Source organism: Shewanella japonica, from assembly GCF_002075795.1.
In the GTDB taxonomy this organism is placed as follows: domain Bacteria; phylum Pseudomonadota; class Gammaproteobacteria; order Enterobacterales; family Shewanellaceae; genus Shewanella; species Shewanella japonica.
This window is the reverse complement of the sequence record NZ_CP020472.1, coordinates 1,526,297-1,548,112: the sequence shown is the minus strand read 5'-3', so window position 1 is coordinate 1,548,112 and position 21,816 is coordinate 1,526,297. Positions and strand designations below refer to the sequence as shown.

The 21,816-nt window shown below is 40.7% G+C and carries 16 protein-coding genes and 4 tRNA genes; 11 read left to right on the top strand and 9 right to left on the bottom strand.

Translation table 11 applies throughout. The annotated features are described in order from the left end of the window. Positions 1-35 precede the first annotated feature (35 nt). Positions 36-752: a tRNA (guanosine(46)-N7)-methyltransferase TrmB gene (gene trmB, locus SJ2017_RS06680; protein WP_080915247.1), complete on the bottom strand. Its 717-nt coding sequence runs from the start codon at positions 750-752 to the stop codon at positions 36-38. A gap of 268 nt (positions 753-1,020) precedes the next feature. On the opposite strand from trmB, the gene mutY reads away from it, so the two are divergent. The 6 genes from mutY to SJ2017_RS06650 all read left to right on the top strand — a co-directional run bounded on the left by mutY (position 1,021) and on the right by SJ2017_RS06650 (position 9,876). Further along, positions 1,021-2,130 (top strand): A/G-specific adenine glycosylase, encoded by a 1,110-nt coding sequence (gene mutY / locus SJ2017_RS06675; RefSeq protein ID WP_080915246.1) that lies wholly within the window; start codon positions 1,021-1,023, stop codon positions 2,128-2,130. 9 nt (positions 2,131-2,139) lie between these two features. After that, a complete protein-coding gene (locus SJ2017_RS06670; protein WP_055026356.1) occupies positions 2,140-2,418 on the top strand; it encodes an oxidative damage protection protein in 279 nt (92 codons plus the stop codon). A gap of 324 nt (positions 2,419-2,742) precedes the next feature. Next, complete coding sequence (locus SJ2017_RS06665; RefSeq protein WP_080915245.1) at positions 2,743-4,545, top strand: aryl-sulfate sulfotransferase; 1,803 nt, start codon at positions 2,743-2,745, stop codon at positions 4,543-4,545. 495 nt (positions 4,546-5,040) lie between these two features. Further along, complete coding sequence (locus SJ2017_RS06660) at positions 5,041-6,480, top strand: MFS transporter (RefSeq protein WP_080915244.1); 1,440 nt, start codon at positions 5,041-5,043, stop codon at positions 6,478-6,480. A gap of 3 nt (positions 6,481-6,483) precedes the next feature. Further along, the gene (locus SJ2017_RS06655; RefSeq protein ID WP_218919243.1) at positions 6,484-8,862 is read left to right on the top strand and encodes a GH36-type glycosyl hydrolase domain-containing protein; all 2,379 of its coding nucleotides are present in this window, start codon (positions 6,484-6,486) and stop codon (positions 8,860-8,862) included. Positions 8,863-9,015: 153 nt separating this feature from the next. Then, complete coding sequence (locus tag SJ2017_RS06650) at positions 9,016-9,876, top strand: sugar-binding protein (protein WP_244899779.1); 861 nt, start codon at positions 9,016-9,018, stop codon at positions 9,874-9,876. A gap of 115 nt (positions 9,877-9,991) precedes the next feature. Here the strand turns inward: SJ2017_RS06650 and SJ2017_RS06645 are convergent, their stop codons facing one another. Continuing rightward, on the bottom strand, positions 9,992-10,567 hold the full coding sequence (locus SJ2017_RS06645; protein WP_080915243.1) for a YceI family protein: 576 nt from the start codon (positions 10,565-10,567) through the stop codon (positions 9,992-9,994). Between the two features lie 88 nt (positions 10,568-10,655). Continuing rightward, positions 10,656-11,210, bottom strand: a complete 555-nt coding sequence (locus SJ2017_RS06640; protein ID WP_080915242.1) for a cytochrome b — start codon at positions 11,208-11,210, stop codon at positions 10,656-10,658. 328 nt (positions 11,211-11,538) lie between these two features. Here SJ2017_RS06640 and SJ2017_RS06635 point away from each other — a divergent pair. The 5 genes from SJ2017_RS06635 (at position 11,539) to SJ2017_RS06615 (ending at position 14,096) form a co-directional block, all read left to right on the top strand. Beyond that, positions 11,539-11,614, top strand: a tRNA-Phe gene (locus SJ2017_RS06635). A gap of 7 nt (positions 11,615-11,621) precedes the next feature. Continuing rightward, positions 11,622-11,697, top strand: a tRNA-Thr gene (locus SJ2017_RS06630). A 406-nt stretch (positions 11,698-12,103) separates the two neighbouring features. Next, positions 12,104-12,179: transfer RNA gene (locus SJ2017_RS06625), tRNA-Phe, on the top strand. Positions 12,180-12,186: 7 nt separating this feature from the next. Continuing rightward, positions 12,187-12,262 (top strand) — tRNA-Thr (locus SJ2017_RS06620). A 343-nt stretch (positions 12,263-12,605) separates the two neighbouring features. Continuing rightward, positions 12,606-14,096 carry an arylsulfatase gene (locus SJ2017_RS06615; protein WP_412550077.1) on the top strand — a complete coding sequence of 497 codons (1,491 nt, stop codon included), beginning with the start codon at positions 12,606-12,608 and terminating at the stop codon, positions 14,094-14,096. An 88-nt stretch (positions 14,097-14,184) separates the two neighbouring features. Here SJ2017_RS06615 and SJ2017_RS06610 read toward each other — a convergent pair. From SJ2017_RS06610 to nagK, 6 genes are all read right to left on the bottom strand, one after another. Next, a protein-coding gene (locus SJ2017_RS06610) for an IS3 family transposase (RefSeq protein WP_156003178.1) occupies positions 14,185-15,413 on the bottom strand; the annotation gives its coding sequence in 2 pieces (ribosomal slippage) (positions 14,185-15,062 and positions 15,062-15,413; 1,230 coding nt in all). A 171-nt stretch (positions 15,414-15,584) separates the two neighbouring features. Further along, positions 15,585-16,886 (bottom strand): N-acetylglucosamine MFS transporter NagP, encoded by a 1,302-nt coding sequence (gene nagP, locus SJ2017_RS06605; protein ID WP_055025652.1) that lies wholly within the window; start codon positions 16,884-16,886, stop codon positions 15,585-15,587. Between the two features lie 252 nt (positions 16,887-17,138). After that, positions 17,139-18,251: a transmembrane glucosamine N-acetyltransferase NagX gene (nagX, locus tag SJ2017_RS06600; RefSeq protein WP_080917418.1), complete on the bottom strand. Its 1,113-nt coding sequence runs from the start codon at positions 18,249-18,251 to the stop codon at positions 17,139-17,141. Between the two features lie 114 nt (positions 18,252-18,365). Further along, positions 18,366-19,556 carry an N-acetylglucosamine-6-phosphate deacetylase gene (gene nagA, locus SJ2017_RS06595; RefSeq protein ID WP_080915240.1) on the bottom strand — a complete coding sequence of 397 codons (1,191 nt, stop codon included), beginning with the start codon at positions 19,554-19,556 and terminating at the stop codon, positions 18,366-18,368. Between the two features lie 65 nt (positions 19,557-19,621). Then, complete coding sequence (gene nagB-II / locus SJ2017_RS06590; protein WP_080915239.1) at positions 19,622-20,620, bottom strand: glucosamine-6-phosphate deaminase NagB-II; 999 nt, start codon at positions 20,618-20,620, stop codon at positions 19,622-19,624. Positions 20,621-20,688: 68 nt separating this feature from the next. Further along, positions 20,689-21,591, bottom strand: a complete 903-nt coding sequence (nagK, locus tag SJ2017_RS06585) for an N-acetylglucosamine kinase (protein WP_080915238.1) — start codon at positions 21,589-21,591, stop codon at positions 20,689-20,691. Between the last annotated feature and the right edge of the window lie 225 nt (positions 21,592-21,816).

The following is a 21,816-nucleotide window of genomic DNA, read 5'->3' as shown; positions in this document are numbered from 1 at the left end:
ATAAAGATATTGTTATAACAAGTTGAGGAATAAGCTTAGCTTACTCGCTCAAACATCAAGTCCCAAACACCATGACCTAAGCGATGGCCTCGAGCTTCAAATTTAGTTAATGGGCGATGTTCAGGACGCTCAACGACAGTATTAGTTGCTGACTGGTTTTTATAACCATCAGCAGCAGACATCACTTCTAGCATATGTTCACTGTAATTTTCCCAATCTGTCGCCATGTGGAAGACACCACCAACTTTAAGCTTACGACGGATTAGTTGAGCGAACTCAGCTTGTACGATACGGCGCTTATGATGACGTTTTTTGTGCCATGGGTCAGGGAAAAATAGTTGGACTCTCGCTAACGAACCATCAGCAATACTATTTTCTAATACTTCCATCGCATCATGATGATAAACACGTAAGTTAGTTACCCCAGCTTTACCAGCATCGACTAAACAAGCACCAACACCCGGTTTATGCACTTCGATACCAATATAGTTTAGTTCTGGCGCAGCGTTAGCCATCTCAACAAGTGATGCCCCCATACCAAAACCAATTTCTAACACTGTATCCGCGTCACGATTAAAAATCTCAGTAAGATTGATAGGTTCAGGGGTATAATCTAAGCCCATCGTTGGCCAATATGACTCAATGGCTTGTGCTTGACCTTTAGTCAGGCGCCCTTCTCTTAATACAAAACTTCTAATCTTACGAAGATATTTACCATCTTCGTTATATTCAGCGGTAGTAACGTCGCTCATTATTGCCTCATCAATTGGGTGCTATATAAAGTGGCCCAATGTGTCACTTCAAATCATAAAATAGTCAGTAAGTATATCGTAAAATGAGTATGACTAAACTACTTAAGCCACTTTGATAGCAAGATTCTTATCGTTATTTTGGCAATTTACATATATTGAACCACTAAAAATCACCTTAATGCTTCAACCCTCCATTTTAACGAGTATTTTGTTTCAGCAAATTACATGCTGACTTGTTTAAGCTAACCTTGCCATATACACTGCCTCGATGAAAAATGTTAACTCTTTTTCCGAGCGTATCATCGCTTGGTACGATATCAATGGCCGTAAATCCTTGCCATGGCAATTGAATAAAACCCCATATAGAGTATGGATTTCAGAGATCATGTTGCAGCAAACTCAAGTTGCTACCGTGATCCCGTATTACGAAAAGTTCATGTCTAGTTTTCCAACTATCGCTGACTTGGCTGCAGCAAGTGAAGATGATGTGCTTCACCATTGGACAGGCCTTGGCTATTACGCACGAGCAAGAAACCTTCACAAAGCGGCTAAAACAGTCTGTGAACAGTTCCAAGGGAAGTTTCCCGAAAACATAGACGATGTCATCGCACTTCCCGGTATTGGTCGCTCTACCGCTGGAGCAATTTTGTCACTTTCCCTTGGGCAACATCATTCCATTTTAGACGGTAACGTAAAGCGCGTTCTAGCAAGACATGGAGCCATAGAGGGATGGCCTGGTAAAAAGTCTGTTGAACAACAGCTTTGGACGCTTACCGATAAACTGACACCCAAAAAAGAGATACGAAAATTTAATCAGGCAATGATGGATATAGGTTCTGCGGTTTGTACTCGCAGTAAACCTCAATGTGAACGCTGCCCTGTCGCTATTGATTGCCAAGCGCAGCTATCTGGCAGACAAACCGAATTCCCAGGGAAAAAACCTAAAAAGACGATACCGACCAAGTCAGCATTTATGTTGGTGCAACAGCATAAAGGCGAAGTTATACTTTTTAAAAGGCCGCCAACGGGTATTTGGGGAGGGTTATGGTGTTTCCCTCAGTTTGAGTCACAACAAGCTTTGCAAGATTATGTTTCTAAAGAATTTAGCGATAAAAACATTGACCATTGCGAACCTGAGTGGCTTGCTGGGTTTAGACACACATTTAGTCATTTTCATTTAGATATTCAACCCGTTTTAGTAAAGATTGAAACAGAGCAAAATAATCACCCATTTGAAAACACGACAATGGAACAAAACCAGACACTCTGGTATAACATACATCATCCAGCTAAAGTCGGATTAGCCGCAGCAACAGAGCGGATTTTATCTCACTTAGTCGCACTTTCAGCAGCAGATCCAACATCAGGATCCCGTTAAGGAAACATCATGGCTCGTAATGTTAATTGCGCATATTTAAACAAAGAAGCAGCAGGACTCGATTTTCAACTTTATCCAGGTGAAGTCGGCAAACGTATTTTTGATTCAATTAGTAAAGAAGCTTGGGGTTTGTGGCAAAAAAAGCAAACGATGCTAATTAACGAAAATAAATTGAACATGATGAATGTTGATGACCGTAAGTTCCTCGAAGAGCAAATGGTTAACTTTTTATTTGAAGGTAAAGACGTTGAAATTGAAGGTTATGTACCACCAGCTGAAGATGAGTAATTGTTAACGCTGGTTTATTGCTTGTATCAGTTCAACCTGCGCTGATACAAGTTTTCTTAATATAACTGTTTTAATAGTCATAAGCGCTAACCTCCTATTCGGTCAGTTTTCTCATTTGGTTGCTATTACTATCTCACTATTACTATCTCACTATTTCTCTCATTGCTAAAAGTTCCCTTTATTTTCAATTGTTCTTCATCAAATGTTAAAACCGTGACCCCGCTATTAATAATTAAATAAACTCAACAATATGTCAGTTAGGCAACATTAAAAAGGTCTATTTCTCTCTATAATATGCAGCATATTACCTTAAAGAGATTTTGTATGTTTAAGCCTCTCGTTCATTCAATTTTAGCACTAAGCCTTTGCTTATCAGCTCCTAACTTAGCCGCTGATCCACTAGGTATGAAACCCATTCCGGTACCGGATGCGCCTTTAGGTTATCTCGTGCATAACCCATATGAAAATGCACCGTTAACAGCATTAGTGACGCTTAACGGTCATAAGATCTCCAATGTGGAAGTGACAGTTCATGCTAAGGATGACACGGGAGTTGCGATTAACTATCAAGTCGATGACATGCGCGTCATGAATGAAGGCGGTGTGCCCATTTTTGGTTTATACCCTGCGCTAATGAATCACTTTACCGTGAAATGGACCGAAAATGGCCAACAACATAGTCATGATTACCAAATGCTTACCCCTGATATTGATATGGGCTTTTCCGAGAGCCAATGGGCCAAAGCCCCTATCGTTGAAGTTGAACATGTCGATGCAGATTTTAAAGACCGCTTATATTTTGTAAATTGGACCAACCCTGACGGTAAAACAGGTCAATTAGCGCACAATAATCCCGACGCACCAGGTGCTTTTTCTTGGGACGGTAAACCAGGCTTTTTTATTATTGATACCGCGGGCGATATTCGCTGGTATTTAAACCCGTATACCACTCATGACTCAAAGAGTTTTGAAAATGCAGGTTACGCCATGGGAATGAACATAACCGCCGATGGCAATATGGTTTGGGTACAAGGTCAAGGCTGGAAGAAAATGTCCTTAATGGGCAGAATGATATCTGAGCATAGCCTACCAGGTAACTTTATTGATGCATCCCATGAAGGTATTGAAGCTAGCAACGGCAATATCTTTATCAGAGCCGCCGCCAAAGATTATCGTCGTCCTGATGGCATGCTAGTTAACACGATTAGAGATCAAATCATCGAGGTCGATAATACCGGAAAACTAATTGATTACTGGGATCTAAACAGTATTTTAGATCCTATGCGAGATGATGCTTTATTATCATTAGATGCTGGCGCAGTGTGTTTAAACATCAATGCAAGTCAAGCGGGACACCAAACTACACTAGAAGATTTAAAAAATGCCCCCTACGGTGATATCCACGGCGTTGAAACGGGTCGAAATTGGATTCATGTCAATTCTATCGACTACGATAGCAGTGACGACAGCATTATTATCAGTTCTCGTCATCAATCCGCTGTCATAAAGATAGGCAGAGATAAGCAAGTTAAATGGATATTAAGTCCAGCTAAAGGCTGGTCTGAAAAGTTTGCCAGTAAACTGCTTACTCCTGTGGATGAACAAGGTAATAATCTTAACTGTAACGAAAAAGGTTTATGTCGCGGCACTAATTTTGACTTCTCTTATACCTCACATACTGCTTATTTAGTACCAGAAAAAGGCACACTAACGGTATTTGATAATGGTGATGGACGTCATCTTGGCCAGCCTATGTTTGCCACTGAAAAATACTCTCGCTCAGTTGAATACAAAATTGATGAACAGAATCTCACGGTTCAACAAGTATGGGAATACGGTAAAGATGAGTTAGGCTACGATGGCTACTCACCAGTGACCTCAATCGTAAAATACCAACAAGATAAAGACAGCATGATGAGCTACTTTGCATCTGCAGGGTTATTTGGTCTAGGTGGCGGTTATGGCAACCTTAAAATGGATGACACCACAGGTAAAGTTCAGTCGATATTAGTAGAGCATCGTTACGGTGAGACGAAACCTGCCGTCAGAATCAATATTGGCAGTCATGATTTATTTGCTACGGGCTATCGTGCACAAGTCATTAAAGTACAAGACATGCTTAAATAAGATGCTTGATTCAATAAGCAACTCGATTTAATCATCTCTATTTATAATCATTATTTCTTAAACGCCTTTCTCAAATCTAGAAGGGCGTTTTACTTTTCCCTCAAGCGCTATTTTTACTAAACAATACCTTACTAAATCATGCTTTAACTTGGTAATGGTTAGACTTTGATAACAAGAAACCCAAATTTCCCTGCCCTCTATCGTTATGTTGTAAATCCTCTAAAGTAATCCGTAAACCTTTAGCTATCGCGATTAAAACTCATCGCTAACTTTCAGTATTTATACTTAAAAAAACCGCACAATTTTGATGCCACAGCCATAAAAAACTCAGTTTAGCCCAAATTAACACTGGTCAAAATTTGATTAATCATTTACATTCTAATAACAATGTAAGCGCTTACACTGATTGTTAAAAATAAATATCAATAAAAATCAGTTAGCTGAAAGTGGGCTTTAAAAGCAAATTGGATGGAATCAACCAAGGTAACCATAACAATGGCTCAAAATATCGAACAGACTAATACCGTCTCTGAAAAATTATCGCTAAAAGAAAAAATTGGATACGCCCTTGGGGATGTGGCATCTAACTTTTATTGGCGTGTATTTGATGTATTCCTCTTTATTTTTTATACCGATGTATTTGGTATTTCAGCTGCTGCAGTCGGCACTATGATGTTGGTTACTCGCCTTATTGATGCTTTCTCAGATCCGTTGATGGGAGCATTAGCCGATAGAACTTCCACTCGCTTTGGTAAGTTTAGGCCCTATTTATTACTGGGCATTATCCCTATCGCCGCGGCAGGTATACTCACTTTTACCGTTCCAGATCTAGGCGATGATGGCAAGATTATATGGGCGTATGGCACATATATTTTCATGATGTTGGCATACACGTTTATTAATGTGCCTTATGGCGCCCTTTTAGGTGTAGTCACCGCAGACAGTCAAGAACGTACTACCTTGACCAGTTTTCGATTCATCGGTGCTTTTTCTGGTGGCACACTCGTCGCTTACCTGACTCCTGAGCTTGTGACCTTGCTAGGTAACGGAGACCAAGCCCTAGGCTGGCAGCTGACAATGGGGTGTTATGGCTTAATCTCTGCTGTTTTGTTTACGCTCACTTTTTTCGCGACCAAAGAACGAATTTCACCACCCGTTAATCAGCAAACCAGTATCAAACAAGACCTGATTGATCTATCGAATAATAAACCTTGGTTAATATTATTCTCACTAGCACTGATTATTATGTTCACCATCACTTTGCGCGCCAGCACCGGGACATTTTATTTTAAATATTACGTCGGTCGAGAAGACTTAATTGGAACATTCACGGCTGTATATATGATTTCATTAGCGATTGGGGCAGCATCTACACCAATACTCAGCCGCTATTTTGATAAACGCAGTTTATTGATTGGTTTGATGAGTTTAGTTGCTGTCTTTTCGGCAGGTTTTTACCTGATTCCACCCAACAACATTACTCTAATGTTTATCATGCAAGCCTTAATTGGTTTCTGTCTTGGCCCCAAATCACCGCTGGTGTTTTCCATGTATGCAGATACTGCAGATTACTCTCAATATAAAAATGGACGCCGAGCAACAGCAATGATTTTCTCTGCCGCTGCTTTTTCGCAAAAATTGGGGGGAGCATTTGCAGGCGCCATGATTGGTTGGCTCTTATCTTCAATGGGCTATGTGGCCAATCAGCAGCAATCACCAGACTCTCTGATGGGAATTTTACTACTGAACACATTAATTCCAGCCATATTTGCATTATTAGCGGTTTGGGTTGTTAAACATTACAGCTTAAACGAAGCCAAAATGGCTGAGATTTCTCAGCAATTATATGCAAATGAAAACGCCAGTAATCAAAATAAGCCTAAGGCAAAAACAAGCCAGCCAAACCTTCATACTCAAACAACAGCTCAGGAATAAATAGTGATCACTTACCATCAGGCAAACGGTGCAGTCAGCCTAAACAGCCCAACAAGTATGCCAAATGCTTGTGGCTTTTTATGGAATAAAAAAATGATGATTCAAATGAATTGTCGTGGCTATGCCGTTGCCCAATTTATGCAACCCGAGCCTGCAAAATATGCTCATGGCCCTGCTCTTGAAGCTAAAACTTTTATGCAGCCTGAGCATCCATATTTTAGCCATCATCCAGGAAGATTCTTTTATATAAAAGATAATCAATCTGGTGAGTTGTTTTCTATTCCTTATGCCCCCGTCAAGCAAGCTACTGACTCTTTTGAGTTTATTGTCGAAAAAGAAAAAATCAGCTGGCACATCACTCACCTTGATATCGTTTGTGAGTTATCACTTACATTAACTACTACTGATTGCGCTGAACTTTGGCAACTTAATATCACAAACAATAGTGGTCGCTCACGTGACTTGAGTATCTACAGTTACTTCCCAGTGGGTTATATGTCATGGATGAACCAATCTGCACATTTTGATACAGAGTTAAATGCCATTTTGTGTGAGTCAGTAACACCGTATCAAAAAATAGAACAATACTTTGCACATCAAGATTTTAAAGACACAACGGTATTAATGAGTGATATTGCCCCGACAAGTTACGAAACTCGCCAAGCAGCATTTGAAGGTGAAGGAGGGCTCAATAATCCTGATGCTATCATCAATCGAGCATTAGCATCTAAACCTGCTCATTACCAAACACCGGTTGCTGTGATGCATTTTGATTTACCTTTGCAAACGGAGCAGCACTTTCAAGCCAACTTTGTTTTTGCCCCTGTAAAAGATAAGCTTGAAGCCAAGCAATTACAGCAACACTATTTGGGATCTCCTGAGAAACGAGAAAAAATTAACAAACAATACCAAGAGTACATCGCTCAAGCTGACCAACAACTGAGTATAAGTAGCCCTAATAAGGAATTTGATAACTTTATTAATCACTGGTTACCAAGGCAAGTTTTTTACCATGGTGATGTCAATCGGTTAAGTACAGATCCACAAACAAGAAACTACCTTCAAGATGCAATGGGAATGGTTTACCTCAAGCCTGATGAAACAAAAGCCGCATTCGTTAAGGCGTTATCGCAGCAAAATAGTAGCGGTAAAATGCCTGATGGTATTTTATTAAACCCAGAATCTGAACTTAAATATATCAACCAAATCCCACATACGGATCATTGTGTCTGGTTAGTTATTTGTATTACCGCATATCTTGACGAAACAGCAGATTATGAATTCTTACACCAGCCTATTCCGTTTGCAGATGACATAGCGCCTAAAACAGTTTTCGAGCATATTGAATTGGCATTGACATTTTTATGGTCTCAACGAGATCAACGTGGTCTGAATTACATCAATCAAGGTGATTGGTGCGATCCGATGAATATGGTGGGATATCAAGGTAAAGGCGTATCGAGCTGGTTAAGCTTAGCCAGTGCTTACGCCATGAGGTTATGGTCTAACGTTGCTAAATCAACAGGTAAAGCTAGCCTTGCCGAATCATTATTACAGCAAGCGAGTACAATAAACCAAGTTGTGAATCAGCATTGCTGGGACGGTGAATGGTTTGCTAGAGGCATTACCGATGCTGGAAACTGTTTCGGTGTGAGTCAAAATCAAGAAGGCAGGATTTATCTCAACCCGCAAAGTTTTGCAATGCTATCTGGTGCTATCGATAACAACCAATGGCAGAAAATGAAGTTGCAGATAAAACAACAACTCCAAACGCCGTTTGGCATGATGATGCTTGCGCCTAGCTACACCCATATGAATGAAGAAGTTGGTCGCTTAACCCAGAAATTTCCTGGTACTGGTGAAAACGGTTCAGTTTACAACCATGCTGGTGCTTTCTATATTTTCGCCCTATTTGAGCGAGGTGAAACCGAAGCTGCATTTGAATTACTGCATACAATGATTTGTGCAGAATCAGAAGCAAATGCCCTCTCTCGTGGGCAACTACCCGTCTTTATCCCTAATTACTTTCGTGGAGCGTATTTTCAGTTCCCTGAAGATGCTGGTAAATCGAGTCAATTATTTAATACTGGTACCGTTGCATGGATCTATCGCATTGTTATTGAGCAACTCGTTGGCCTTAAAGGCACTTCAAAGGGGATAAAGATAAAGCCTCAGTTACCTAAATCATGGCCAGAGCTACATGTCTGTCGACGATTCAGACAAGCCCAAATAACGATGCAGGTAAGTCACACAACCACTGTTACTACACAACAAGTTTGGGTTGATGATGTGCCACTAGAAAGCGATGCCAATGGCGAGTTTAATTTTGATGTTTTACCTAAGCAAACATACCGGTTAAAAGTATTACTGCCTATAAGCTAGATTCAAGAATGACTCGCCAATATGAAAAATTAGATGATTGAATTGATAGCTTTACGCTATTCAATCTAGGTAAGCTACTGGTTGATAACATCGACATCAACCGCGGTAACATATCAATTCTCGTCTGCGGTTAAACTAACACGGATTAACACTATGGAATGGTTCAACAAACATGTCTCCTTCATAACAAGACTGACATTCACCCAAAAGCATATTACACAAGCAGCGATATCACTGCTCGTACTCCCAGCGTTTTTTTCATCGTACAGTGTGCAAGCCACTACTGAAGACAGGTTCACTGAGTATGTCCATCAACCTATTATGGTCAATTATGCCAATGAAAAAATTAACATTGATGGAGTCCCGAATGACGCGGATTGGCAACATGCAAACTGGCACCCAATCGATAACATGATCATTGGTGCTGCAATAGATAAAAATGATTTTAGTGGTCGCTACAAGTTGCTTTGGCGCGAAGACACGCTCTATCTACTCACTGAAGTCATTGATGATGTGTTATTTGATCAAACCGCGGATCCAACTGTGCTGTATTGGGATGACGATACCGTTGAAGTGTTTTTAGATGAAGATGCCTCGGGTGGTGAACATCAATTTAGCCACAACGCCTTTGCTTATCATGTTGCTTTAGACAGACAAGTTGCCGATTTTTCAACTCAAAAACAAGCAATGACATTTAATGAACATATTACAACTGTTTGGTCTCGCGATGAGGCCAACCCACAAAAAGTGTATTGGGAAATGGCAATTAAGGTATTCCCTGACAATTATAATGATTCATTAACAGCATTTGATGACCATCAAGTATCGCCAGTCACCCTCAGCGGTAATAAAAAACTCGGATTTATGCTGGCTTATTGTGATAACGACGGCAGTAAAACGAGGGAAAACTTTATTGGCTCTCACCCCATCAAAGCCGTGAATGGCGATATGAATCGAGGGTATAAAGATGCCAATGTATTTGGCCATATTATATTAACTAACAAGCAAAATTAGCCAATCCACCTACACTGACATACAAAAAACGCCGCTCAATAACTGAGTGGCGTTTTTGTGAATAGCCCGACTAATCTTTTTTCAGTCGATTAAGTATTCGATTGCGCAATTGACGTTATTGTTTAATCCCTTCAATAACGAGATCTAAGCTCACATTTGCTGAAGCTGGGCCTAGGTCCATTTTTATCCCAAAATCTTTCATTGCAAATTCTGTCGTACCTGCAAAACCTGCTCGATAACCACCCCATGGGTCTTTACCTTCACCAATGACTGTCGCATCGATTGCCACAGGTTTGGTCACGCCGTTTAGCGTTAAGTTACCATTTACGACCACTTTCCCATTGCCTTTATCTTCAACTGTCGTTGATACAAACTCGGCCTTAGGAAATTCACCCGTATTTAAAAAATCACTTCCACGTAAATGCTTATCACGCTCTGCATGATTTGAATCAACACTGGTTGTATTAATGGTTACTTTAACCTTAGTATCGTTGACCGTATTAGCATCGTAGCTAAAGTCACCACTAAAATCGTTAAAGCGGCCTGTCACAAAGCTATACCCTAAATGATTGACCTTAAATTGGATTGACGCATGCGCTCCTTGGGTATCAATTTTGTAGTCAGCAGCATTGGCCATTGCAGGTACCAACAAGATGGCGCCAAATACCGTGCTAATCAGTTGCTTTTTCATTATGTATTCCTTTATATAAATTAATCATGTGATTAAAAGTGATGAAGTATAATTTTCCAACGCTTGAGTGAAATAAGTACTCGATAGGCTACTTCGGTTTTACGGGTTTTATCATTCTTGTCAGGGTGCTATCTTTATCAATAAGTTGATGTTTAATCGCTCCAGCGGCATGAATCACAACCAAAGCAATTAACCCGTATGCAAGATATTGGTGAATAACACCTGCAATGTCTTCTTGATTAGTGATAAAGCTACCCAAACCAGGTAATTCAAACCAATCAAATACCATTACTCCCCTGCCGTCGGCTGTGGAAATCAAAATGCCACTTATCATTATCAGTAGCATCAATAGATAAAATGCCCTATGAGTCCATTTGGCGGCCTGTTTTTCCCAATGTTTGTGTGATGAGTTAGCCTGTGTTGTGACAGAGATAAAACGCCATAGGATGCGTATAAGTGTTAAACCAAGTAGCAGTACTCCGACACTTTTATGGATATTAGGCGCAGTTTGATACCAGCTGCTGTAATACGATAAATCCACCATCCAAAAACCTAAACCAAATAAACCTAAAATGGTTAATGCGCTAACCCAGTGAAGTAATATTGTGAATAAGCCATATCCATCTCGTGTATTGACCAACATGTTTCGTCATCCCTCATATTTGATAGAAATGAGTTTATAGATAAAAATATAAAATAAAATGGCTAAATTTCGCTACAATCATTCGATTTTTTAGAACATTTATAAAATGCCGAATACCAAGTAAGCTGGTTATTTCTAACAATGCCGAGTTTTATATTGACAAAAAACATGCATTTTGAACATTTACTAGCCGAACAATAAAAAACTTGTAAAAAGCACTTGCGTCAATAAAACCATCCCTATAATATGTGCGCACTCCAAACGGCACAGACACTAATGACCAAGTTAGTTTCTTGTTTGAAGTAGTTAACTAACGCTTAGTTTAGTTGCCCGAATAGCTCAGTCGGTAGAGCAGAGGATTGAAAATCCTCGTGTCCCTGGTTCGATTCCGGGTTCGGGCACCACAATTTAGCCGGCATAGCTCAGCTGGTAGAGCAACTGACTTGTAATCAGTAGGTCCCGAGTTCGACTCTTGGTGCCGGCACCATATACAGAATAGCCACTCAAATGAGTGGCTTTTTTGTGTCTAAAATTTGATACTAACTTGTCCCATTTCCCATCGTAAAGGTGTATTTATTTCGCTAGCGACTAGAGGACAATAGAATTCATCAAAATTACAGCACCAGCTTCCACTAGTCTTATACTCTTACTATTACTTCTATGCCTACTCATACTCCTACAGTACCAAACAACGATTTCGTAGTGTGTTTAGTTCAAATTTAATCCAATAAAACACAAAATTGCTGTTTTATTGATTGATCGAATATAAAAGCGTAAAAAGCACTTGCACGATAATCACCATGACTATAGTATGTGCGCACTCCAAACGGCACAGACATTAATGACCAAGTTAGTTTCTTGTTTGAAGTAGTTAACTAACGCTTAGTTTAGTTGCCCGAATAGCTCAGTCGGTAGAGCAGAGGATTGAAAATCCTCGTGTCCCTGGTTCGATTCCGGGTTCGGGCACCACAATTTAGCCGGCATAGCTCAGTTGGTAGAGCAACTGACTTGTAATCAGTAGGTCCCGAGTTCGACTCTTGGTGCCGGCACCATATACAGAATAGCCACTCAAATGAGTGGCTTTTTTGTATCTAATTTTTACTATTTCACCCATCCCGAACTGCCCTTTTATCATTTAATAAAGTAACCATTCACCTCATCATTTATTTGTCTGACTAATTTGCCGGATTATTAAGCAAAATTTCTATCAGTGCATATACTGATATTTCCTCACCTTTATGTAAACAATCTCGTAGTTACTTGTTTAATCGCTAATTTAGCTGTTAACTTATAACTTGTGTTCAAAAAATCTACACAGCTCTTCAATCATATAAGGAAATAAAAATGGTAAGAATGAAAAAACTCCTCGGAGTCACTGCTGCGATAACATTAGGAATGCTATCAGCCAGTGCTACCGCTGCTAGTAAACCGAATATTCTCGTCATATGGGGCGATGACATTGGGCAAGCAAATGTCAGTGCTTATACATTTGGTTTGATGGGTTATCAAACGCCAAATATTGATAGTATCGCCAAAGAAGGGTTAATGTTCACTGATTATTATGGTGAACAGTCTTGTACAGCGGGCCGTTCTACCTTTATTACAGGTCAAAGCGTGTTTCGTACTGGATTAAGTAAAGTTGGTTTGCCTGGTGCTGATATTGGCTTACAAGCAGAAGATGCCACCATAGCGGAAATCTTAAAGCCTATGGGTTATGCCACGGGTCAATTTGGTAAGAACCATTTAGGTGACAAAGATGAGTTCTTACCTACTGCCCATGGTTTTGATGAATTTTTAGGAAACCTTTATCACCTTAATGCTGAAGAAGAACCTGAAAACGTTGATTACCCAAAAGATCCTGAATTCTTAAAGAAATTTGGACCTCGAGGCGTTATCAAATCATCAGCTGATGGCAAGATTGAAGATACTGGCCCATTAACGAAAAAAAGAATGGAAACCATTGATGATGAAACCGTTTCGGCGGCAATTGACTTCATGGAAAAAAGTGTAAAATCGAAAAAACCATTCTTTGTATGGTGGAACGGAACACGTATGCATTTCCGTACCCATATTAAGCCTGAACTTCGTGGAGCAAGCGGCGTCAGTAATTATGCTGACGGTATGATTGAGCATGATAACCATGTTGGTCAACTGCTTAAAACTGTCGATAAGCTAGGTATCAAAGATAACACGATCGTATTTTACTCAACCGATAATGGCCCACACATGAACACATGGCCAGATGCGGGTTTAACTCCGTTTAGAAGTGAGAAAAATACCAGCTGGGAAGGCGCATTCCGTGTTCCTGCGATGGTGAGATGGCCAGGTAAGATTGAAGCTGGTAGCGTTTCCAATGAGATTATGCACCATATGGATTGGCTACCTACCTTCGCTGCAGCGGCTGGCGATAGCAAAGTAAAAGAGAAGCTACTTAAAGGCTATAGCGCCAATGGCAAAAAGTTTAAAAACCATCTTGATGGCTACAACTTCTTACCTTACCTAACAGGCAAGGCAGATACCGGCCCTCGTGAAGAAATCTTTTACTTCACTGATGATGGTGATTTAGCCGCTCTGCGTTATAAAAACTGGAAAGCAGTATTTTTAGAGCAGCGTGTAACAGGTACATTACAAATATGGGCAGAGCCTTTTGTTGAACTGCGCTTACCTAAGATATTTAACCTACGTATGGATCCATACGAGACTGCTGACCGCACGTCTAATACCTATTATGACTGGTTAATAGACAGAGCATTTTTATTAGTGCCTGCGCAAGCTTATGTGGCTCAATTTTTAGAAACATTTAAAGAATATCCTCCAAGACAAAAAGCCGCGAGCTTTAGCTTGAAGCAAGTCATGGAGAAACTAGAAAAGCCAACTAACCATTAATCAGTTTATTGGCAAATTTTAGTAAGAGCCAAATGTAGTAAGAGCCAAAATTTATTTGTCTAGTCCTAAAATAGGTTGACGGTTTTTGTTAAGCCAGTTGGTACTCCCTACTGGCTTTTTCATGCACCTCGTTTGGGGTTTTCATCCCTAAACTAAGATGCGGTCGTAATTCATTGTAAATTGCTACCGATTCCTTGACCAAGGTCCTGAGCTCCTCCATCGTTCGGCAGCGATAAAGCAAAAACTCATGCTTTAAAATACCATTCACACGCTCAGCCAGTGCATTTTGGTAGCAGTCATACCCATCCGTCATTGATGGCGTCATACCGTTCACTGCTAATGCCATTTGGTATTCCTCTGAGCAATACTGCATCCCTCTGTCTGAGTGATGAATGATATGACCTGTTGTTTGACGACTCTTTACCGTCATATCCAGCGCTTTGACGACATCGCTCGCTTTCATCTCATGACTTAACTCGTACCCCATTATTTTTCTAGAATATGCGTCTGTCACCAGCGATAAGTAATGTGTTCCTTCATCTGATTTCACGTAGGTGATGTCGCTAACTAGCACTTCTTCTACTCGTTCAACAATCTTGTCTTTAAGCAAATTAGGATGCTTTCTAAGCCAGTGATGACTATTCGTTGTTTTGGTGTAATTTTTTCTCGGCTTCACCAACATATCTCGCTGTTTCAAGTATTGAAATAGCCCATCCCGACCGAGTTTTATGCCTTGCTCAACCAACTGTGGCTTGATGAGCTGGTAGAGCTTACGTGTCCCCAATCTTGGCATAAACTGGCGCCAATACTTCACCATCGACACAACGGGTTTAAGCCTTTCGGTTCTTGTTTCAGCACGTTGTTTCCACTGGTAAATCGCTTGTCTTGATAAATTAAATTGCCGACTCGCTGCCGCTAGCTTTACCGTGCCTTTTTCTTTGGCAATCCAGAGCGCTCGGCTAAGTACTTTTTTTCTAAATCGATACCATATTCATTTTTTAACAGTTCAACCATATCGCCATAAATCATATTTTTCATTTCTAGGTTAGAAACTTGCTTCTCTAATCGTTTAATTTTCTGGGCGGGGGTTTCTTTACTTTTAGACATAAGAGAGTGCTCAGTAGGGAGTGTCCAGTCTAATCTACCATGCTTTCTCAACCATGTAAGGACGGTGCTTCGACCTTGGATACCGTAGTGCTCTTGAGCTTGCTTATAGGTTAGCTCGCCTTTTTCTACTTGGCTGACGACGGCTAATTTAAAGCCTAATGTGTAATCACGCTGTGTTCGTTTAACGCTGATTGCGCTTGAAGGTTTCATAGATAAGTCTCCAAAGTGTCAACTTATCTCGGGACGGGACAATTAGTGTAATAAAAAAGCCACTCAATAGAGTGGCTTTTTTGTGAAGGGATTACGGCTTAAAGTCGTTTCATGACAGTATTAAAAGGCTGTCGGTAACGCCATACACTGCATTGAAAACGGTTATTTCAGCTATTTCCAGCTTGTCATTTTATAGCCTTTAACCGCATAAAATAAAATGAACAGATAACAAGGGATCATCACCATATAACCGCCTTGCATACCTAAAGACGTCGCAGAGCTTGTTAGCCCCCAAAATACCGGCCCAAAAGCGCCACCAGCAATCCCCATGATTAACAAAGCAGAACCAGTACTGGTTAATCGACCCATTCCTGATAATGCTAACGGCCATACTGCTGGCCACACAATCGCATTAGCTAACCCTAGAAATGCAATGAGTAATAAGGTATCTGGCAGCTCAGCTCCACCAAATGGTACCAATATCATATTAGCAATGGTATATGACTCACTATCACCAAATACGATACCAAAAGATAATACTACGCCTAAAATAGCACTGATTAATAACGCATTAGGTTGCGAAATAAAGCGAGGAATACAAATAATACCCAAGCTATAACCGATAACCATACAAACCATTGTATAGGATGTCATCACGCCATAGTTTTCGACACCCAAGGTTAATGCGTAAGTACCAATGGTATCCCCTGCTATGACTTCAACGGCCACATAAACAAATAATGCGACAACACCTAGTGCAAGGTTGGGTTTAGCTAGGGCTTCTTTAATCTGTCCTTTTTCAGAAGACTCGTCTTCTTCTTGCTCGAGTTCTGGTAAAGGAGATTTTTTAACAGCAAACGCTAAAATACCAATAAACACCGCCATACCCAAGTAAGGAAGTATTAGACTATTCGCCATTTCATCGATTTGAATTTGGGTTAATGTTGTTCCAACACGGTCTTTAAAACTATCTAAAATCAGTGCTGTAAATACCATAGGCGCAATCACACCCGCCCCTTTATTGAGAATGCCCATTACACTTACACGGGCAGCAGCTGATTCTTCAGGGCCTAAACGAACAACATAAGGATTCACAGCGGTTTGTAGTAACGTTTGGCCAGTACCCATCACTAATTGCGCTAATAAGAATAAAGGAAATATTTGGGTTTTAGCCGCAGGTATAAACAATAAACCCGCGATCATCATTATCCCCATCCCTAATGCCATACCACTTTTATAGCCGACTTTACGAATAACCCAAGCAGAAGGCAGGGCAGTAAATGTCACAGCGATATAAAAAGAGAATAAGATTAGAGATGCTTGAAATGGGCTAAGTTGAAGGATTTGCTTCAGATAAGGCATCAAAGAGCCATTTAGCCAAGTGGCAAATCCCAATACGAAAAAGAGAATTGCAACGATAGCCATCGGCAGCACACTGCTTTTTTGCTGACTGTTATTCATTGTAGTTTCCATAAACCTGCTTCTTATTGTCATTAATTTTCAGCAGCAATATCCATCACTGCCCCATATGAGTCTTATTGTTATTGAGGTTTTAGCACCACTATGATGACGAATTGTTAATTCATTTCATAGTCATTGCGCATTTCATGTTAAAACATCCACATCACAAAGACAACGCTGTCATTCCTTTAACTGGTAGAACCATAACAAGTGAAAATCAAGCTCAGGAATTTATCCTACTAGCCAAGCACTTATCTGTTTAAGTTAGATTCGGATGAAAATTTTCCGTCGATATAACCATAACAATACTAACCATTGCACCAGCAACAAACTGACCACTGACATTAATTGCTGCCAGTTTTGAGGTAATGCTATGATGACTCCACCCAATAAACTTTGAGAAAAATACTGCCAGTTCATTAAGCTTGAAGCTAAATAAATGATGATAGCGTTCGTGCCAATCACCACAAAAAACAACGACCACTTCTGCCATTTGAGAACATCAATAAGCGCATAAAAAATGGCTAAAAATACGATACTCCAACCAGACGTCACCAATACAAAACTGCTTGTCCAAAGGTCTTTATTAATCGGTATAACAAAATCAACTAACCAAGCTAGTGAAATCAGCAAGCAACCCGCAATCATTAGTAACAACACTTTTATCCAGTCAGAAGAGAGCTTACACGCAGATATGTTGGTATTAACCAACAGCTGACCGACAAATACACCGACTAAACCATTTACAACCGCAGGAAGCGTTGACAGCACCCCTTCAGGATCTAAAGGACGGTTTTGATAAGAAATACCTGGCAGTAATAAACTGTCCACATAGGCGTTAATCGAATTATCTTCAGTGAATAGTCCTGGTAGTCCATTAGGAAACGGGACATATAATTGCAATAAGCCATAAGCCAATAAAATGATAATCGCTATCGCAGCCTGTACTCGCAGGCTTGTATGCCAAACCAGCATTGCCCCAATAAACCAAGCAAAACCGATTCGAGCCAATACACTGGCATATCTAATTTGTTCAGGATCCGCAGGGACACCAGTACCCCAACCATGGTTATAAAGCACGCCTAGTAGGATGAGTAATCCAAGTCGCTTTATAGCATGACGATAAAAAGGTAGGCGTTCGCTCATTGGCAGTTTATCCAACCTTTTTGGAGACAAGCCTAGCGCTACACCGGATAAGAATATAAATAGCGGGAAAATCACATCATAAAAGGTAAAGCCATGCCATTGACTGTGATGCATTTGGCCATCAAACCATTGCCAACCTGACCAGCCAGTTAATAGCAATAATCCTGCAAATAGCCCTTCTCCCCCCAAAATCCAAAACATGTCAAAACCACGCAATGCATCAAGAGACATTAAACGTGTTTTCGTTTTAGGTTTATCACTATTTATTCTAGTTTCAGAATGTTGAACATCACTTCTTGACGTGTCACTTACAGTCGAATGACTAACTGGAGCATTCATTGGCGACTACCTAGCCCGCTGTGGGCAGTCAGAAGAATACACTAACTCACCAGCTATATAAGTTGCACTGACATTATTTTGCGTATTCAATAACACTAAGTCAGCTTGCTGACCGACTGCAATTCGGCCTAGCTGAGGTTTCTGTAAATATTGAGACGGATAAAGTGATGCCATTCTTAATGCTTCTTCATGGCGTAAACCTAGCATGCGCACAGTGTTATTCACTGCACCAACCATATCTAATACACAACCTGCAAGTTCACCTGTTGTTGCATTAAGTCTGTCGCCTTGCCTTATCACTTTAGTGCCAAATAATTCAAAGCTAGCATTATCATCCATACCCACTGGCGGCATCGCATCAGTCACCAACATCACTTTACCTTGCGATTTAGCCTTAATAGCCACTTTCGCTGTTGCACTATGCACATGGTGTCCATCAACAATTAACCCGCACCAAGCCTGTTCGCTTTCTAGCGCAGCACCTACCATGCCAGGTTCACGGGAACCAAAACCTGACATTGCATTGAATAAGTGTGTGAATCCATCTGCGCCTGCATCCAACGCTGCATTAACCGTCTCGTAATCAGCATTTGAATGCCCTAGGCAGACTTTTACATCATGTTCGACTAATGTTTTTATCACCTCAACTGAAACGTTTTCAGGTGCTAAGGTGACAAGTTTGATACCTAAATCTTGGCGAGCAAAAATAGCCATCTCAGCCGCAGAAATTTCACGAATAAAAGATTGAGGATGTACCCCTTTTTTAGGGACACTCAAATGCGGCCCTTCAAAATGAATACCCAATACCCCTGGTGTTTTAAGCTTAATGGCTTCTGCAACGGCATCGGCCGCTTTTTCCATTACCTCAACTTGATCAGTTATTAAGGTTGGTAAAAAGCCAGTGGTTCCAAACTTCGCATGAGCATTGCCTATGATGCTGATACACTCAGGTGTAGGTTCAGCATTAAATAACGCCCCACCGCCACCATTAACCTGAACATCAACAAACCCAGGAACTAGCGTTCCTTGTAAATGAGTCACATTTTCTAATGCATCTTCGTTCACCAATTGCAGATCCAGCCCCTTTTCAGCTATAGCGTTAATAGCAGTGATCATCCCATTATCTATGGTAATCGCAGCTCGCGGCTGAAATTGCTCGCCATCAAAATACTTATCTACAATTAGGGTTTGTTTCATCTTGAGTCTCTTTACATCTAGGCTTAATTAACACCAATAAGGTGAGTAAATATCATCAACTTATATTACAAGGTTTGTGTTACTTTCTTGAGGCCTTCTGGCTGATCTGGATCAATGCCACGCGCAACCGCTACGGCGGCGACATCAATATAAAAACGCTGCAACAGCGCCAGTGGCGCAATACGCGGGTGAATATCATTTGAAGTTTGATTCAAATGAACCACATCAGCACCACGCTCAGTGACGTTATTTACTTGCTCAACATGGCTTTCTAAAGACTCATCATTGATACAAGCGTCAACAATGGTCAGCTTTTTCTCAACTAATGTCACCGGACCATGTAAAAACTCTGCACTACTAAAGGATTCGGCATGAATAGAACACACTTCTTTCATTTTAAGCGCTAGCTCTTTTGTAACGGCATATCCAAGACCGCGGCCTAAAACCACAAGATTCTTAACTCCCTTTAAAGACTCTGCGGTCAATTGAGGCTCTGCATCTACTGCTGTTTGAAGTGCTTTAGGCATTGAATCTACAGCCGCTGCCAATGATTCACTTTGAGTCCACTCTGCAGTTAATTGAACAATCGCTGAAAGTGTCGCTAGATAGCTTTTAGTGGCTGCTACTGCTTTTTCTTCACCCGCTCTTAGAGGTAAAACAACATCAACGATATCTTTTATCGGCGCGGTTTCATCATTCACTAATGCCACACAAAAAGCGCCGGCGTTTTTTGCCATTCTTGCTTGCGCTAAAATATCAGGGCTTCGACCTGATTGTGAAATAACGATGACTAACCCGCCTTCAAGTTGCAAGCTTTTACCGTATACGCTGGCTACCGATGGTGCAGCTGCAAATGTTGGAATACCTACTTCAATTTCAAATAAATATTTTGCAAACACACCCGCATGATCTGAAGAGCCCCGGCCAACAATCATTACAAACTTAGGTTTAAAATTACGCAGCTTCTCACCAAGTTCTTTAGTTAGCCCCGCATTAGCAGCTAATTGTTCAGCAATTTTTTGCGGTGCAGAGCGAGCTTCTAGCTCCATAATTGTATTTGTCATCGGTATAACCTTTTTCAATATTGTCGAATAAATTGGAAAAATGACTAGCTGGTTGAATTGTTAACCTATTAGCCTTGATGTTTGCTGTATTGCTGTTGAGCAAATAAGATGGCGCCGATTTCAGGTTGAGCGAGCGCTGGCTGGACCTGCTGCCCGACATCACTATCAAGCCATTTTTGTAAGGGCTCAGCTAAACCTCCTATCATTGAAAAACGACGCGGTTCGAGTGTAAAAAGCTTACGTGCCATATCACTGATATATTTTGCACCCTGTTTAACAATCTCTATCGCTACAACATCACCTTGTTCGGCACTTTGAATTACCAGCCTAGCTAATTTGGCATACGTACTCGATGATTGACCTGCTAGGTTTTCAACAATTCCGATAGCGTCTGAGACGTCAAAATGCGCTAAGATTAATTGCGTTAACTGGCTGTCTTGCGCAAACCCATCAAGGTTTAATAAAGCATGTTCTGCAGCTTGTTGACCTAGCCATGCACCGCTACCTTTATCGCCTAAAGCAAACCCATGCCCACCAACCAGTAAGCTTTGCTCTCCGACATGTGCATAACCGCAAGACCCTGTGCCAGTAATAATGACCGCGCCATCCTCACCGTTGTGCGCACCAATACAGGCAGTATGTAAATCGGTAGTGAGATACATATGAGCAAATGGATGCTGCCATTCATTTATCAATTGATATAGGCGAGGCACATTGACGCCTGCAAGGCCAAGCCCTGCGACTAACGTCTTGATATCAGCTTGAGTTAGGTTTGCGTCTGCTATCGCTAAGTCGGTTGATTGGCGGATTGATTCGAAAGTTTGTTCTAAGCCGTGAAGGGGGTTAGCACGCCCAGCAACACCAGTTCCAATCACACCCATCTTAGGAGAATAAATCGTGGCGCGACATTTACTGCCTCCGCCATCAATACCAATAAAAAGCTGTGATTCATTTTGCAGGTTAACGCCCATGATATCCCTCTTATCTCTTCTATTTGAGCCCAAGATGATGACTAAAAAACAACGTTATAAAGATGCACAAACTAACGTTATAGGTGGCCCTTTGAATAAGTTAACTTTATGTTACACCACAAATGACAGCGTTGTCATTTATTTTTTAGAACTAAGATAAATAAGCATCAAGATATAAATCTAACACTCTGTTTATAAAGAAAATAAAATAGTAATCGTTTAGTG

Coding starts and splice junctions, on each gene's coding strand:
- trmB (WP_080915247.1), bottom strand. CDS start 752: ATGAGCGACGTTACTACCGCTGAATATAACGAAGATGGTAAATATCTT.
- mutY (WP_080915246.1), top strand. CDS start 1,021: ATGAAAAATGTTAACTCTTTTTCCGAGCGTATCATCGCTTGGTACGAT.
- SJ2017_RS06670 (WP_055026356.1), top strand. CDS start 2,140: ATGGCTCGTAATGTTAATTGCGCATATTTAAACAAAGAAGCAGCAGGA.
- SJ2017_RS06665 (WP_080915245.1), top strand. CDS start 2,743: ATGTTTAAGCCTCTCGTTCATTCAATTTTAGCACTAAGCCTTTGCTTA.
- SJ2017_RS06660 (WP_080915244.1), top strand. CDS start 5,041: ATGGCTCAAAATATCGAACAGACTAATACCGTCTCTGAAAAATTATCG.
- SJ2017_RS06650 (WP_244899779.1), top strand. CDS start 9,016: ATGGAATGGTTCAACAAACATGTCTCCTTCATAACAAGACTGACATTC.
- SJ2017_RS06645 (WP_080915243.1), bottom strand. CDS start 10,567: ATGAAAAAGCAACTGATTAGCACGGTATTTGGCGCCATCTTGTTGGTA.
- SJ2017_RS06640 (WP_080915242.1), bottom strand. CDS start 11,210: ATGTTGGTCAATACACGAGATGGATATGGCTTATTCACAATATTACTT.
- SJ2017_RS06615 (WP_412550077.1), top strand. CDS start 12,606: ATGCTATCAGCCAGTGCTACCGCTGCTAGTAAACCGAATATTCTCGTC.
- nagP (WP_055025652.1), bottom strand. CDS start 16,886: ATGGAAACTACAATGAATAACAGTCAGCAAAAAAGCAGTGTGCTGCCG.
- nagX (WP_080917418.1), bottom strand. CDS start 18,251: ATGTCTCTTGATGCATTGCGTGGTTTTGACATGTTTTGGATTTTGGGG.
- nagA (WP_080915240.1), bottom strand. CDS start 19,556: ATGAAACAAACCCTAATTGTAGATAAGTATTTTGATGGCGAGCAATTT.
- nagB-II (WP_080915239.1), bottom strand. CDS start 20,620: ATGACAAATACAATTATGGAGCTAGAAGCTCGCTCTGCACCGCAAAAA.
- nagK (WP_080915238.1), bottom strand. CDS start 21,591: ATGGGCGTTAACCTGCAAAATGAATCACAGCTTTTTATTGGTATTGAT.